This window comes from Streptomyces sp. NPDC015171 (assembly GCF_043079545.1).
Lineage (GTDB): Bacteria > Actinomycetota > Actinomycetes > Streptomycetales > Streptomycetaceae > Streptomyces.
Window position 1 is genome coordinate 151,720 of sequence record NZ_JBIBUO010000017.1, and the last position, 12,360, is coordinate 164,079.

General features: G+C 73.2%; 17 protein-coding genes. 7 read left to right on the plus strand and 10 right to left on the minus strand.

Annotated elements, in window-relative coordinates; all coding sequences use genetic code 11:
• Nucleotides 1-86: 86 nt before the first annotated feature.
• Complete coding sequence (locus tag ACF073_RS34480) at nt 87-1,718, minus strand: sulfite oxidase (protein WP_392075409.1); 1,632 nt, start codon at nt 1,716-1,718, stop codon at nt 87-89.
• Nucleotides 1,719-2,164: 446 nt separating this feature from the next.
• On the opposite strand from ACF073_RS34480, the gene ACF073_RS34485 reads away from it, so the two are divergent.
• On the plus strand, nt 2,165-2,464 hold the full coding sequence (locus ACF073_RS34485; RefSeq protein WP_392075410.1) for a hypothetical protein: 300 nt from the start codon (nt 2,165-2,167) through the stop codon (nt 2,462-2,464).
• 256 nt (nt 2,465-2,720) lie between these two features.
• On the opposite strand, the gene ACF073_RS34490 is transcribed toward ACF073_RS34485, so the two are convergent.
• Nucleotides 2,721-2,909: a DUF6381 family protein gene (locus tag ACF073_RS34490; RefSeq protein ID WP_392075411.1), complete on the minus strand. Its 189-nt coding sequence runs from the start codon at nt 2,907-2,909 to the stop codon at nt 2,721-2,723.
• A gap of 303 nt (nt 2,910-3,212) precedes the next feature.
• Here ACF073_RS34490 and ACF073_RS34495 point away from each other — a divergent pair, with 303 nt between their 5' ends.
• Nucleotides 3,213-3,683 carry an SRPBCC family protein gene (locus ACF073_RS34495; RefSeq protein ID WP_392075412.1) on the plus strand — a complete coding sequence of 157 codons (471 nt, stop codon included), beginning with the start codon at nt 3,213-3,215 and terminating at the stop codon, nt 3,681-3,683.
• On the plus strand, nt 3,676-5,265 hold the full coding sequence (locus ACF073_RS34500) for a phytoene desaturase family protein (RefSeq protein ID WP_392075413.1): 1,590 nt from the start codon (nt 3,676-3,678) through the stop codon (nt 5,263-5,265). The genes ACF073_RS34495 and ACF073_RS34500 overlap by 8 nt, the downstream gene beginning before the upstream one ends.
• A 220-nt stretch (nt 5,266-5,485) precedes the next feature.
• Here ACF073_RS34500 and ACF073_RS34505 read toward each other — a convergent pair whose 3' ends face one another.
• From ACF073_RS34505 to ACF073_RS34530, 6 genes are all read right to left on the minus strand, one after another.
• Nucleotides 5,486-5,641 (minus strand): DUF6131 family protein, encoded by a 156-nt coding sequence (locus ACF073_RS34505; protein ID WP_392075415.1) that lies wholly within the window; start codon nt 5,639-5,641, stop codon nt 5,486-5,488.
• Nucleotides 5,642-5,690: 49 nt separating this feature from the next.
• The gene (locus ACF073_RS34510) at nt 5,691-6,299 is read right to left on the minus strand and encodes an alkaline shock response membrane anchor protein AmaP (RefSeq protein WP_392075416.1); all 609 of its coding nucleotides are present in this window, start codon (nt 6,297-6,299) and stop codon (nt 5,691-5,693) included.
• A 29-nt stretch (nt 6,300-6,328) separates the two neighbouring features.
• Nucleotides 6,329-6,997 carry a DUF6286 domain-containing protein gene (locus ACF073_RS34515; protein ID WP_392075417.1) on the minus strand — a complete coding sequence of 223 codons (669 nt, stop codon included), beginning with the start codon at nt 6,995-6,997 and terminating at the stop codon, nt 6,329-6,331.
• Between the two features lie 46 nt (nt 6,998-7,043).
• On the minus strand, nt 7,044-7,451 hold the full coding sequence (locus ACF073_RS34520; protein WP_392075418.1) for an Asp23/Gls24 family envelope stress response protein: 408 nt from the start codon (nt 7,449-7,451) through the stop codon (nt 7,044-7,046).
• Complete coding sequence (locus ACF073_RS34525) at nt 7,448-7,618, minus strand: hypothetical protein (RefSeq protein WP_392075419.1); 171 nt, start codon at nt 7,616-7,618, stop codon at nt 7,448-7,450. The genes ACF073_RS34520 and ACF073_RS34525 overlap by 4 nt, the downstream gene beginning before the upstream one ends.
• 100 nt (nt 7,619-7,718) lie before the next feature.
• Nucleotides 7,719-8,207: an Asp23/Gls24 family envelope stress response protein gene (locus ACF073_RS34530; protein WP_392075420.1), complete on the minus strand. Its 489-nt coding sequence runs from the start codon at nt 8,205-8,207 to the stop codon at nt 7,719-7,721.
• A 285-nt stretch (nt 8,208-8,492) separates the two neighbouring features.
• Here ACF073_RS34530 and ACF073_RS34535 point away from each other — a divergent pair, with 285 nt between their 5' ends.
• From ACF073_RS34535 to ACF073_RS34545, 3 genes are read left to right on the plus strand one after another with little or no spacing between them, the layout of a single operon-like run.
• The gene (locus ACF073_RS34535) at nt 8,493-9,089 is read left to right on the plus strand and encodes an RNA polymerase sigma factor (protein WP_392075425.1); all 597 of its coding nucleotides are present in this window, start codon (nt 8,493-8,495) and stop codon (nt 9,087-9,089) included.
• Nucleotides 9,080-9,754 carry a hypothetical protein gene (locus ACF073_RS34540; protein WP_392075421.1) on the plus strand — a complete coding sequence of 225 codons (675 nt, stop codon included), beginning with the start codon at nt 9,080-9,082 and terminating at the stop codon, nt 9,752-9,754. The genes ACF073_RS34535 and ACF073_RS34540 overlap by 10 nt, the downstream gene beginning before the upstream one ends.
• Complete coding sequence (locus ACF073_RS34545; protein ID WP_392075422.1) at nt 9,754-10,149, plus strand: hypothetical protein; 396 nt, start codon at nt 9,754-9,756, stop codon at nt 10,147-10,149. Before ACF073_RS34540 ends, ACF073_RS34545 begins: the two co-directional genes overlap by 1 nt.
• 82 nt (nt 10,150-10,231) lie before the next feature.
• Here the strand turns inward: ACF073_RS34545 and ACF073_RS34550 are convergent, their stop codons facing one another.
• Nucleotides 10,232-11,149, minus strand: coding sequence for a class I SAM-dependent methyltransferase (locus ACF073_RS34550; RefSeq protein ID WP_392075423.1), 918 nt, complete (start codon nt 11,147-11,149; stop codon nt 10,232-10,234).
• A gap of 162 nt (nt 11,150-11,311) precedes the next feature.
• Here ACF073_RS34550 and ACF073_RS34555 point away from each other — a divergent pair, with 162 nt between their 5' ends.
• Nucleotides 11,312-12,148 (plus strand): Rieske 2Fe-2S domain-containing protein, encoded by an 837-nt coding sequence (locus ACF073_RS34555; protein ID WP_392075426.1) that lies wholly within the window; start codon nt 11,312-11,314, stop codon nt 12,146-12,148.
• 120 nt (nt 12,149-12,268) lie between these two features.
• On the opposite strand, the gene ACF073_RS34560 is transcribed toward ACF073_RS34555, so the two are convergent.
• On the minus strand, nt 12,269-12,358 hold the full coding sequence (locus ACF073_RS34560) for a hypothetical protein (RefSeq protein ID WP_392075427.1): 90 nt from the start codon (nt 12,356-12,358) through the stop codon (nt 12,269-12,271).
• Nucleotides 12,359-12,360: the final 2 nt, after the last annotated feature.

A 12,360-nucleotide genomic window follows, 5' to 3' on the forward strand; every position in this document is an offset into this window, starting at 1 on the left:
CAGTGCAGCGTTCCGCTGCATCAGGGGGTGTTGCGGAAAGGTGGTTCGCAAAGGGCCACGGGACCCTTGCCATGGGGGGTGGGCGGTCAGTCGACGGTCACGACCACGGAGTGCCGGCCGCTGGCGCCGTCGGGGATGGTGCGGGTGCGTTGGTCGGTCTGCACCGCGCCGGTCCGGTCGGTGGCGCGCACGGTCAGGGTGTGCCCGCCTGTGGTGGCCTGCCAGGGAAGGGACCACTGGCGCCAGGTGTCGCGGGTGTCCTCGGCGGCGAGGCGGGCTTCCTGCCAGCGGCCGTCGTCGATACGGACCTCGACCTTGTCGATGCCCCGGTGCTGGGCCCAGGCGACCCCGGCCACCATCACCGTGCCGGCCCTGGGCCGGGCGAAGGGCTTGGGGGTGTCGATCCGGGACTCGGTCTTGATCGGGGCCCTGCGGGCCCAGCCCCGCTTGACCCAGTAGGGATCGTAGGAATCGAAGGTGGTGAGCTCGATGTCCTCGATCCACTTGCAGGCCGACACGAAGCCGTACAGGCCCGGGACCACCATCCGGACGGGGAAGCCGTGTGCGAAGGGCAGCGGTTCGCCGTTCATACCGAGCGCGAGCATGGCGTCCCGGCCGTCCATGACGTCCTCGACCGGGCTGCCGATCGTCATGCCGTCCACCGAGCGGGCCACCAACTGGTCCGCCCGCCCTCCCCGGGACGGCGGTTCGACGCCGCATTCGGCGAGCAGGTCGGCCAGTCGTACTCCGGTCCAGCGGGCGTTGCCCGCATACGGGCCGCCGACCTCGTTGGAGACACAGGTCAGGGTGATGTCCCGCTCGATCAGCTCCCTGCGCAGCAGGTCGTCGAAGGAGTAGGCGGCCGGGCGGCGTACGCCCTTGCCGTGGATACGAAGCTGCCAGGTCGTGGCGTCCACCCTGGGCACCACCAGCGCGGTGTCCACCCGGTAGAAGTCCGTGTTCGGGGTGACGAACGGGCTGATTCCGGGTACGCGCAGCGCGGCCCTCTTGGGCACGGGACGCGCCGGTGACCCCGGTGCCGGCAGTACGAGCTTGTTCCGTGAGGCGATCGCGTCCTTGCCGTGTGAGGCGTTCAGCGACCGGCCCAGCGCGCCCACCCCCGCGGAGGCGACTGCGGCTGATGCGGCCGCCAGGACGAATCCCCTCCGGTCCCATCGCTCAGATGCGGCCAGACCCTCTGCCGCTTCCCCGGGCACAGGCTCGGCCACTGAGGCCGGTGACCTTCTCACCGTGGTCAGACGGCCCGCCAGCACGTACAGGAGCAGAGCCCCCGCAATGGCCCCGACGATGGAGGGCAGTGCGTCGGTGATGCCGGTGGAGTCGGGCCGGTTGATGGCGGCCGCTGCCCCGATGATCCCGAAGAGAAGGATCCCGGCGGCTCCGACCCGCCGAAACCGCACCGCCAGCACACCCAGCGCCAAGGCCAGTACGGTCAGGACGGCGAGGATGCCGAGCTGCAGTACCAGCTTGTCGTTGGTGCCGAAGTGGCGGATCGCCCAGTCCTTGACCGGGGCAGGCGTTGCGTCGATGGACGCGCCGCCCACCGCGATCACCGGACTGGACTGCGGCCGCACCGGCGCCGCGACCAGTTCGGCCGCCGCCAGCGCGGCGAAGCCGGCCAACACCCCGCTCAGCGCCCCCAGCGCCAGAAGCGGCAGACCTGGCCGTACTCGCTGATCCCTCTCTTCGTCCCTCACGCAGGGAATCCGGTTCTGCCCGCCGGGCGGATTGGCCCGAGACCTGATCAGGTGAAAAAAGATCCCGGACCAATCCCCCAGACGTTCCGCAACGGATTACCCGGATGTACGCCGACGGGGCATCGCCGTCCCTGCTGCGAGGGGAAAAGCCTGTGCGAGGGTGCCTGAGCAGGAGTTCAGGCACCCTCGCACAGGTCTGCTCTGATTTCGCACAGCGGGGCCTCGCCATGCGTGACCGAGGGTGGCGTCCCGTGACGCTGTGTTCGATCACTCCACGACAGGTGCCCCGACCCGCCCTCGGTGAGGCGCACCGGAGCGGCTGCTCCGCCGGGCCGCAGGAGTACGCTGAAGTGGTCGAGGGCACCTCGTACGCCGGTGTTCGAGCCGGTCTCGTCCTCGTCGGAAGACAGATTCGGGCCGCTCAGGTCCGGGCCAGGTTCCGCTCCATGACATCCGAAGCCCCGCTCCGCCCCCTTCCTCCCGAGGCCGCCCACGACCCGAGCGGCCAGGGCCGGGTGGAGGTCCGCCTGGTCTCCGCCGACCCCGCGGCGGCCCGGCGCGTCGCCGACGCGCTCCGGCTGCTGTTCTCGGGCGACGAGCAGCGCAGCTGTCCCGCGGGCCCCTCGGGCAGCGGGACGCGACTGCACCTCACCCTGGACGCCTCGCGTGCCGCCGGCCCGCTCGGCACCTGGCTCGACTCCAGCAGACCGTCCGCCGATCGCACCCATGAGGGCGAGACCTCCTGAGGCCCCCTCGCCCACTCGCCACGCCCCGGCCGTCCAGTCCGGGACCGCGTCCGCCGAGGAGGTGCCCGCTCGGCGCCACCGGCGCCCGGCACCTCGTGACGCGCCCCGCGGGGATCCGCCGGACGTGACGCCGGGCGGCCGGTACCGGCGGGCGGCCGGGCGGACGTCGGCGGGTGGGGCGTACGACGGGCCGGCGGCCGGCCGGCACCCCCGACGCCGGGGACCCGGCGCGGGCCCAGGTCGTCCGCGGGTGTGCCTACATGGGGTCCATGGTTCCGCTGCCCCTGCCGTTCTCCTGCTCGCTCTGCCGCCGGATGCGCATGGCCTTGTCCGTCAGCCTTCGGCGTTCCGCGGGATCGGCGGAGTGCTGCGCCGCCTGCTCCAGCTGTTCGGCCTTGTCGCGCATCTGCCGGACCCGCTCGTTCGGCTGGTTCTCGGTGCTCATGATCAAACCTCGGTCGGGGGGGAGTGCGGGGTCCTTCCCAGCCAAGCAGGGGCAGAGGGACTTCGCCACCGAAGCCGCACGCTCCTTCGGTGCGGGCGAGATGCGAGGGCGGCGCGGGCGAGATGCGCGGGCGCTCGAGTACGCGCACCATGACCGTGACACCACAAGGTGGACGAAGGATCCTCCGTGCCCGCGTGCCCGAGAGGTCCGGCCACGGCCGAGCGCGGGTACGCACACAGGCAGGCGTTCCGAGTGCCGTACAGCGCGGCCGTGCCACCCCCCATCCGTTGAGAGGCTCCCTCCATGGCCGTCCGTCACCAGCTGATCCGGCGTCCCTCGCAGGCGGTATGGGCGGTGCTCGCCGATCCGAACCGGTACGGGGAGTGGGTGGTGGGGCCCTCCACGTCCGTGCCGCTCGACCAGACCTGGCCCGCCGTCGGATCCCGGCTCCGCTACACCGTGCGGCTGGGGCCCTGGACGGCCGACGGGGTGACGACGGTCCGCCACCGGGAAACCGGCAGTGAGCTGGAACTGGAAGCCGCGTTCAAATCGCTCGGGACAGCGAGGATCTTCCTCCAGCTCCGGCCCTGGGGCGAGGACGAAACGCTCGTCATCTGCGATGAGCACCCCCTGCGCGGCCTGGGAGGCACCCTCCACAACGCCGCCAGTGAAGCGGTGTTCCAGTTGCGGCACCGGGGCATGCTCGCACGCCTCGCCAGGCTCGTGGAACAGGACCATGCCGGGCGGGACCGCGCCGGGGCCGGCCGTGCCTGACGCGGTGGTGATCGGTGCCGGCCCCAACGGGCTGGTGGCGGCCAACGTGCTCGCGGACGCAGGGTGGAGCGTGGAAGTGCTGGAGGCCCAGCAGGAGCCCGGCGGCGCCGTGCGCAGTGACCGCGGTGTCCACCCCGACTACGTCTCCGATCTCTTCAGCGCCTTCTACCCGCTGGCTGCCGTGTCACCGGTCCTCGCCCGTCTCGACCTCGCAGCGGAGGGACTGCGATGGAGCCACGCCCCGCGCGTGCTGGCCCACCCGCTCAGGGACGGACGATGCGCCGTGCTGGAGCGCCGCGTGCGGGAGACCGCGTCCGGGCTGGAGGAGTTCGCGCCGGGCGACGGTGACGCCTGGCGGGACCTGTACGAGGTGTGGGGCCGTGTCGGGCGGGACTTGGTGCAGGCCCTGTTCACGCCGTTCCCGCCGGTCCGCTCCGGGCTCCGGCTGGCGGCGAAGCTCCGCGCCGCGGGCGGACTGCGGCTGGCCCGGAAGCTGTTGCTGCCGGTGCGCCGGCTGGGCGACGAGGAGTTCCGGGGCGAGGGCGGACGGCTCCTGCTGGCCGGGAACGCCCTGCACGCCGACCTGGCTCCCGAGGCGGTGGGCAGCGGCGGATTCGGCTGGCTGATGTCGATGCTCGGACAGAGCCACGGCTTCCCGGTCCCCGTCGGCGGGGCAGGCGCTCTGACCGCGGCGCTGGTGAGCCGCCTTCGGCACCGCGGCGGCGTCGTGCGCTGCGGGGAGCGCGCCGTGTCCGTCGTCGTACGGGGCGGCCGGGCGGTGGGCGTCCGGACGGCGGGCGGCGAAGCCGTGAGCGCGCGGCGTGCCGTGCTCGCGGACACCTCGGCACCGGCGCTGTACCGGGAGCTCGTGGGCGAGGAACACCTGCCGTCCCGCCTCCTGCGCGATCTGGAGCGCTTCCAGTGGGACTTCGCGACCTTCAAGGTCGACTGGGCGCTGACCGGACCGGTGCCGTGGACGGCCCCGCAGGCCGCCGGCGCGGGGACGGTCCACGTGGCCGACGGCGTCGACAGCCTGACCCGGTTCGCCGCGCAGATCGCCATGGGACAGGTGCCCGACGAGCCGTTCGCCCTGCTCGGACAGATGACGACGGCGGATCCCAGCCGCTCACCCGTCGGCACGGAATCGGCGTGGGCCTACACCCACGTCCCGCAGCGCGTCACCTCCGACGCCGGTCCCGACCGCATCACCGGCAGCTGGGACGCCCGCGAGCAGGAAGCCATGGCGGACCGCGTCGAGGCCCAGGTGGAACGGTTCGCGCCCGGCTTCCGCACGAGGATCCTCGCCCGCCGGATCCTGGCCCCCCTCACCCTTCAGGCCATGAACGAGAACCTCCGCAACGGCGCCATCAACAACGGCACCACCGCCCTGCACCAGCAGGCGGTCTTCCGTCCCGTCCCCGGCACAGGCCGGCCCGAGACCCCCGTCAAGGGCCTCTACCTCGCCTCCGCCGCGGCCCACCCCGGCGGAGGAGTCCACGGCGCCCCCGGAGCGAACGCCGCCCGGGCGGCGCTGCGATCCTGCGGACCGCACGCCCTCCTCCACCGTGCCCAACGGATCTGAACCGACCGGCGCGAGGCGTTCGACGTCTGCGTGGTCCGGAGACGGGCCGCGTCCGGCCCCCGCTCCGGAGTGCACCGTATGTGCTGGCTGCCCGCCGCGTCCCGCGCGGCGCCTCGTCGTCGCCGCGCCTCGTCGTCGGCGCACCTCGCCGACGGCGCAGGGGTCCGCGGCCGGCCGCGGCGGTCCCGGGGGGATCCGTCGCGGGCGGGCCGCGGTTGGGTCACCAGTAGTGGCGTCGCCCGGCGACGGCGTGTCCCATCGAGCCGAGGATCCACAGGATGGCGCCGACGACCAGCAGGATGATCCCGATGGTCCACAGGATGGATATCCCGGTGAGGAAACCTACGACGAGCAGGATGATGCCTACGATGATCATGATCTCTCCCTTGGGAGGTAGTGGTGCCGGTGGACGGACGGTCTCCTCCTCACTCCGCGCGGTGCGGTTTGTGGCCGGCGACCTGCAACCGGGCCTCGGTGGGCATGGGAGGGGAGCCGGTGGACAGACGGGCGGTTCGGAGCGGGCCCTGGCACAGGACGTCGAGGACGGTGCCGGGCGCCGCCTGAGAGGTGAGAGTGAGCCCGACGCGGGTGCGGGGGTGGGCAGGGCGGCCGGTGATGCGTACGGCCGCATGGTCGACGCCCGGCAGCGCGCCGGCTTCGGCGGCTATCGCGTCGCTGAGCGCGGAGTCGCGCAGTTCGACGCCTTCCCTCGGGGGTGTGCCGCCGACGGGCAGTGCTCCGGGGTGGTCTCGGCGTAGCTGGGCGAGCAGCCAGTACAGGGCGAGCAGGACGACGAGGGCGAGGGCGGCGATGACCGCGGGCCACCACCACCAGCCCTGATCGCTCCAGCGGGCCCGGTCGGCGGAGCCCAGCAGGACAGCGTCCGGGGCGGTCAGGGGCCAGCCGGCGGGCGGGACCAGATCGTGCCGCCGGTAGAGATCGAGTCCGGCGAAGAGGATCAGCAGACCGCCGCCGAGCAGTACCAGCCCGGCGAGGGCCAGCAGACTGCGGTTGAGTACGGGTCGCGGCGTCATGGTGCGTGCTCCGGTCCAGGGGTTTTCGGTCAGTGGGTGCGTCGCCGCACTCGTACGGCGATGCGGGGAGGGCGGGCGAGGGCGAGCCGGTCGCGCTCGTGCTCGAGGCCGGCGGTGAGGTCGTCCTTCACCTGGTCGAGGTCGCGGAAACGAACGTCCGCGCGTGCTGTGACGCGGTGGCGGCGCACCCGGACGCGGGCCTTGCTGACCCCGGGTACCCGCATGGCGGCGTCGCGCAGCAGATCGGCGGCGCCGTCTCGGTCGAGGGAGGCCCGCAGCCAGGGCGCGGGGGAGCGCAGGGGCAGCGAGTGGCGCAGGCCGGGAGTGAGTGCCAGCACGAGCAACCAGATGCCGAGGGCGGCGGCCACGGCGGCTCCCGTGAGCATCCAGACGTCGTCGACGGGGCGGGAGGCCAGTTCGTCGGCCAGATGCCGGCGCCAGGCCGCCGCTGGGCGTCCCGCCCGTACGGCGATCACGTCGATCAGTGCAGCGCCCGCCGCCACGAGAACCACCGAGGCGACCAGTGCGGCCGGAAGGCGGCGTGCGGACCAGGGCCGGTGCGTCCGGTGCCCTTCGCCGTGTTCACCGGCCCGGGGGTTCGAGCCGGACACGTCGCCTGCGGTCGGGCCGGGCTCCTTGGCCGGCGGCACCGCGGACGGCGCGGAGCCGGGGCCGGGAGGACCGGAATCGGATGTCATCGTGATCCCCCTTCCCTATGCGCGGTCGTCGGGGCCGCGTGGCCGCTCACCGGACCCGCCCCCGGCTCGCGCCGGCGGCGGTCACCAGCCGCCGGACGGTGAGGGTGACCTCCGGCACCTTCAGACCGGTCAGCTGGGCCACCCGTTCGGCGACATCGCGCTGGATCCGCTCGCAGACCTGGGGTATGTCGGTGGGATAGGGCAGGTCCATCGTCAGGTGCAGGCGCACCGAGCCGGTATGGACGGCGGCGGAGGCGTGGGGCGCCGCCGGCCCGTCCCGGCCGGGCGGCAGGGCGGCGCGCTGGGACTGCGCGGTACGTGCGGCCCGGGCGGCGATACGGGCGACCACCCTGTCCGGGATGACGGTGGCGCCCCGCTCGGCCGGGGACGGCAGGCCGGCGGCCGCCGCCGGCGGGCCCGCCCCCTCGTCAGGAGAGCCGGGCCGGCTCTTCATCGCTGTCTCCGCGTGTGGAGGTCGAGGTCGCCCTGCAGGGCGAGGCCGACGGCCAGCCCCACCGTGCCCAGGACGAGAACGAGCAGGAACGCCCAGAATCCGCCGAAGTACGCGGCGAAGCCCAGGGCCATGCCGGCCGCGAGGCCCGTCGTCGCTGTGTTCATCATGCATTCACCTGTCTCGCGAGGGTGCCTCTCGCCGTGACCGCCCGCTCGGGCCCGAGGACACGGCGGTGGTCACGACGGTGGACGGCGGTCACGGCGGCGGTCACCGCACGCGGCCCTCGTCCGGTTCGTTCAGCTCGTCCTCGTCGTCGGGGAGGTGGACGTCGTCGACGGCGACGTTCACCTCGACGACCTCCAGTCCCGTCATGCGCTCGACGGCGCTGATGACATTGGTACGTACGCCGCCGGCGACATCGACGATGGAGACGCCGTACTCGACGACGACGTCCAGGTCCACGGCGGCCTGCCGCTCGCCGACCTCGACCTTCACTCCCTGCGTGAGGGACCCGCCGCCTGTGCCGGGGACGCGGTCGCGCACGGCGCCGAAGGCGCGGGCCATCCCCGCTCCCAGGTTGTAGATTCCCGGTACCTCACGGGCGGCCATGCCGGCGATCTTGGCCACCACCCCGTCCGCGATCGTGGTCTTCCCCCGGGTCTCGGCCGGAGCCCCGGCCCCGGTACGGCCTTTCAACGCGCTCAGGCCCGCCTCGGGACGGCTGGCCCCGCCGACGCTGGTGATGTTCTCCGTCATGGCGGTCGCCTCGATCGATTCGGTCGGACGCCGGTGTGGCGCCCGTCACAAGGTTGGACATATCGGGCAGCACGTTCCTCACGCGCATCGCATGTGGTGTGCGTCACAGATCGCCCATCGGGTACCCGGACGGCCCGAGCCCTGCGCGGGAGCGCCATGATCGAACGCACTGCTTTCCCACCGCCGGAACGCGATCTGCCGGAACGCGATCTGCCAGAGCGCGACATGCCAGAACGTGAAGTGCCGGAACGCGACATGCCAGAAGGTGAAGTGCCGGAACGCGACATGCCAGAACGTGAAGTGCCAGAACGTGAAGTGCCAGAACGCGACGTGCCGGAACGCGACGTGCCGGACCGGCTGCTGGCCATACGGGCGGCCGAGGGCGACGAGGACTCCTTCGCCGTTCTCGTCCGGCGGCACGGCCGGCCGCTGCTTTCCCTGGCCCGCTGCATGCTCGGCGACCCGCAGGACGCTGAGGAAGCCGTTCAGGACGCCTTCGTCAGCGCCTGGCGCCGTCTGCCGGAATACCGCCACGGCGCGGAGTTCCGTACCTGGATGTACCGGATCACCGTCAACCGCTGTCTCACCATGCGCCGGCGCCGGCCGCCGCCCCTCTCCCTGAACACCGTCGGCGAACCCGTGGCGGGGGATGCCCGGAGCCAGCCCGCCCGGGCCGCCGAGCAGGACGCGGCCACCGCCGCCCTGACCCGCGCGCTCGCCGAACTGGACGCCGGGCAGCGCATCTGCTGGATCCTGCGCGAAGTCCAAGGTCTGCCCTACAAGGAGATCGCCCATGTGACGCGGGCCAGTGAGCCGACGGTGCGCGGCAGACTGTTCAGGGCACGTCGATCCCTGCAGGAGGCGATGGGCCCATGGCGATAGACCACCCGCACACGCGGACTCCCGAACCGCCCGGCGCCGACGGGCCCCGCCCTCGCGAGGCCGCCGCCGACGGGCCCCTGTTCGCGGGCGATGAGGTCCTGCCCTGCGGCCGCCTGCTCAGCCGGGTCTGGGAACAGGCGCGGGACGAGGCGCCGGCGGCGGACCCGCACACCGTGTCCTGCCCGTACTGCCGCGAGGCCGTCGAGGGGCTGGCCGCCGTGAACGCGGTCACCCGGGCACTGTGCGCCGAGGACACGTCCGGCCTCCACGTGCTCGCCGACCGCGTCATGGACATCGTCAGGGCAGAGGTGCGGCTCGGGCGGCTGCTGCCCCTGGCCGACCCGGACCGGGACCTGCGGATCGCCGAGTGCACCGCTGCGAAAGTACTGCGGCGGGCCGCGGACACGGTCCCCGGTGCCAGGGCCGCGATCTGCCGGTTCACACCTGCGGGCGAGGGCGCCGGCGTGCGGGTGACCATGACCCTGGCCGCCGCCCTCGACAGCCCGCTGCCCGAGCGGGTCCACCAGGTGCGCCGATCGGTCCTCCACTCGGCCGGAGCGGACCTGGGTCTGGCTGTCACGGCCGTCGACATCACCGTGGCCGACGTCCTGGAACCGTGGCCGCCGCCCGTCGGCGCCGGCCCCCCGGCGGGTGGGAGTACGTGATGACCACCGTCGGCGCGGGCACACTCCGCGGCGTCGCGGCCGAGGCGGCCCTCGCGGTTCCCGGCGTGGGCGGCCTGCAACCCGGCCTCGCCCACCGCCTCGCGGCAGCCGCGCCCGCCCGTACGCACACCACGCCGCACCGCACGTCACCCGAGGCGGGCGCGGGCATCCGCGCCGACCGTTCGCCGGACGGCGGGGGATGGCACATCGAGGTGCGCTGCGTACTCGCCGAGGGCCGGCGGGCACTGGACATCGCCCGCAATGTCCACGACCGGGTGCGGACCGCCGTCACCTCCCGCCTCCCCGCCCCGGAGCCGGTCACCGTGACGGTCACGGTGACCCGTATCGCCGCCTGGAGCCCTTCAGGCGACGGATCCGCCGACCACCAGCGGTGAGATCGGCCGCGTTCCCCTCCGCACAGGGAGCGAATGCCTGCCATGGCCGCGGTCGTTCCCCACAGCGGGCACAACACAGACGTCAGGCGCGGTTTGCGACGGCCACGCGACTCGACCGCAAGGACGCCCGCACGCGTGCCGGGCCGCCGAGGGTATGCGCGAGGGCGAGGAGGTCGTCGTCCGACACCACCCGCAGGCCGTACTCCGCGAGCAGTGCGGCCATCCGCTCCGGCTTCCACAGAGAGCGCCATGGCTCGCCCGAGGTGATCGAACTGCCGAGCACGCGTGTCAGCAGCCGCCCTGCGGCCGCCTTCGCCGACGGCGCCTGGTAGTTGACGACGAGTGTGCTGCCCGGTGCCGTCCGCGCGGCGAGTGCGGCCACTGTGGTGCGCACCTGGTCGCGCGTGAGGTACGGGACGACGCCCTCCCACAACCAGGTCGTCGGCGAGGACGGGTCGTGCCCGGCGGCATCCAGCGCCGCACCGAGATCATCGACGGCGAGATCGACCGGCGTGAACCGTACGGATCGGGCGACGGCCGGCAGCTCGGCGGCGAGGCGACTGCCCGCGTCCGGTGCGCGGAGCGCCGGCGCCGCGTCGGCGAGGCGGGCCCGTTTGTCCTGCTGGGACGCCGGATGATCGACCTCCCACACATCTGTCTGCGCGAGCCCGGGCAGACGCCACGCGCGCGTGTCCAGGCCGGCCCCGAGGACCACGAACTGACCGGTCATACGGGCGCGCAGTGCCTCGTCGATCGCGACCGTCCGTGGGACGACCACGTCGGCGCACGCCCGCACACTCTCGTACGCGGTGCGCTCCCGCCAGCCCTTCGGCGGAGTGTTCGCGCGTACCTCGTCCACGGCGGTGCGTTCCGCCACGCGCAGCAGCTCTGTCGCCACCGGATCCGCGAACCGCTCTGTGGCAACCCTCCCGTTCGCGGCCGCCCGCCCCTGGCAGACCAGCACCGCCGTCCGGCTCGCCGCACGCCCGCTCTCGCTCATGGAGCCGTATTCAACACCACCCCTGGCCGACCGGCTCGGCGGGTTCCCGCCCGCGCGGTGGTCCGGTTTGTCAGGGGCGGAATGGGAAAGTCGGGCGGCATGAAACTCACAAAACCGACGCCTGGACCGCAGGGCTCGCGCAGCGGTGCGCTCGCGACGCTCATGGACGCCCTCGAAGACCAGGAGTGGCTGGACGGGGTGGCCACGCGCATGCGTACGACCGTGCGCACACTGCCCCTCGGGCGGGGCAGGGACGTCCTGCGAGGACTATGGCTCGGCCATCCGCTCCATCCCGCCCTCGTGCAACTCCCGATCGGCTCATGGAGTTCCGCCGCGATCCTCGACCTCTTGCCGGGTGAGAGCCGGGCGGCACGCCGGTTGGTGGCGGTCGGACTCGTCGCCGCGGCACCTGCCGCCCTGGCCGGCTGGGTGGACTGGGCGGAGCAGCGCCCACGGCAGTCCCGGGTGGGTCTGGTCCACGCGGCGGCGAACCTCGCGGCTGTCGTCTCCTACGCCGCTTCTCTGACGGCGCGGACGAAGGGGCGCCCTGTGCTGGGCCGCGTGCTCGGCTTCGGGGGGCTGACCGTCGCCACGGTCGGGGGCGTACTCGGCGGTCATCTCGCCTACCGGCAGGCCGCCGGTGTCAACCATGCGGAGGCCGTGCCGGTCCTGGTCGAACCCGGCTGGCACCGCGTCGGAACGCTGGACGACTTTCCCGTGGGCGTGCCCGTACGCCGGATGACGGGTGAGGTGGCGCTGGTGGTGGTACGGGACGAAGAGGGGGCGCTGAACGCGCTGGCCGACCGGTGCAGCCACATGGACGGCCCGCTCCATGAGGGCAAGGTGCTGGAGAACTGCATCGAATGCCCCTGGCACGGAAGCCGGTTCCGGCTTTCGGACGGCGCCACCCTCCAGGGCCCGGCGACGGCACCGCAGCCAAGCTTCGAATGCCGGATTGCTCCGGACGGCGCCGTGGAGGTGCGCCTCGCGCAACTCTGATCCACCCGAGGAACTCGCCTTCCGGACCGGCGAACTCGACAGACGCGTGGCCGGAGCCGACCCGCCCGCCTCGACGCCGTCCGGGTTCAGCTTTTTCGGGGCGCGCAGCGGGGTTCCGGTTCAGGCGTTGTAGCCACCGTGGGCGTCCAGCACCGCGCCCGTGACGTACGACGCGGCGGGGCTGGCCAGGAAGGCGATCGCGGCGGCGATTT

Bases quoted from the DNA above. Each gene is read 5' to 3' on its own strand.
- ACF073_RS34530 (WP_392075420.1), bottom strand. From the start codon at position 8,207: ATGACGGAGAACATCACCAGCGTCGGCGGGGCCAGCCGTCCCGAGGCG.
- ACF073_RS34540 (WP_392075421.1), top strand. From the start codon at position 9,080: ATGGCGATAGACCACCCGCACACGCGGACTCCCGAACCGCCCGGCGCC.
- ACF073_RS34485 (WP_392075410.1), top strand. From the start codon at position 2,165: ATGACATCCGAAGCCCCGCTCCGCCCCCTTCCTCCCGAGGCCGCCCAC.
- ACF073_RS34520 (WP_392075418.1), bottom strand. From the start codon at position 7,451: ATGAAGAGCCGGCCCGGCTCTCCTGACGAGGGGGCGGGCCCGCCGGCG.
- ACF073_RS34515 (WP_392075417.1), bottom strand. From the start codon at position 6,997: ATGACATCCGATTCCGGTCCTCCCGGCCCCGGCTCCGCGCCGTCCGCG.
- ACF073_RS34535 (WP_392075425.1), top strand. From the start codon at position 8,493: ATGCCAGAACGTGAAGTGCCAGAACGTGAAGTGCCAGAACGCGACGTG.
- ACF073_RS34490 (WP_392075411.1), bottom strand. From the start codon at position 2,909: ATGAGCACCGAGAACCAGCCGAACGAGCGGGTCCGGCAGATGCGCGAC.
- ACF073_RS34550 (WP_392075423.1), bottom strand. From the start codon at position 11,149: ATGAGCGAGAGCGGGCGTGCGGCGAGCCGGACGGCGGTGCTGGTCTGC.
- ACF073_RS34510 (WP_392075416.1), bottom strand. From the start codon at position 6,299: ATGACGCCGCGACCCGTACTCAACCGCAGTCTGCTGGCCCTCGCCGGG.
- ACF073_RS34495 (WP_392075412.1), top strand. From the start codon at position 3,213: ATGGCCGTCCGTCACCAGCTGATCCGGCGTCCCTCGCAGGCGGTATGG.
- ACF073_RS34505 (WP_392075415.1), bottom strand. From the start codon at position 5,641: ATGATCATCGTAGGCATCATCCTGCTCGTCGTAGGTTTCCTCACCGGG.
- ACF073_RS34555 (WP_392075426.1), top strand. From the start codon at position 11,312: ATGGACGCCCTCGAAGACCAGGAGTGGCTGGACGGGGTGGCCACGCGC.
- ACF073_RS34525 (WP_392075419.1), bottom strand. From the start codon at position 7,618: ATGATGAACACAGCGACGACGGGCCTCGCGGCCGGCATGGCCCTGGGC.
- ACF073_RS34545 (WP_392075422.1), top strand. From the start codon at position 9,754: ATGACCACCGTCGGCGCGGGCACACTCCGCGGCGTCGCGGCCGAGGCG.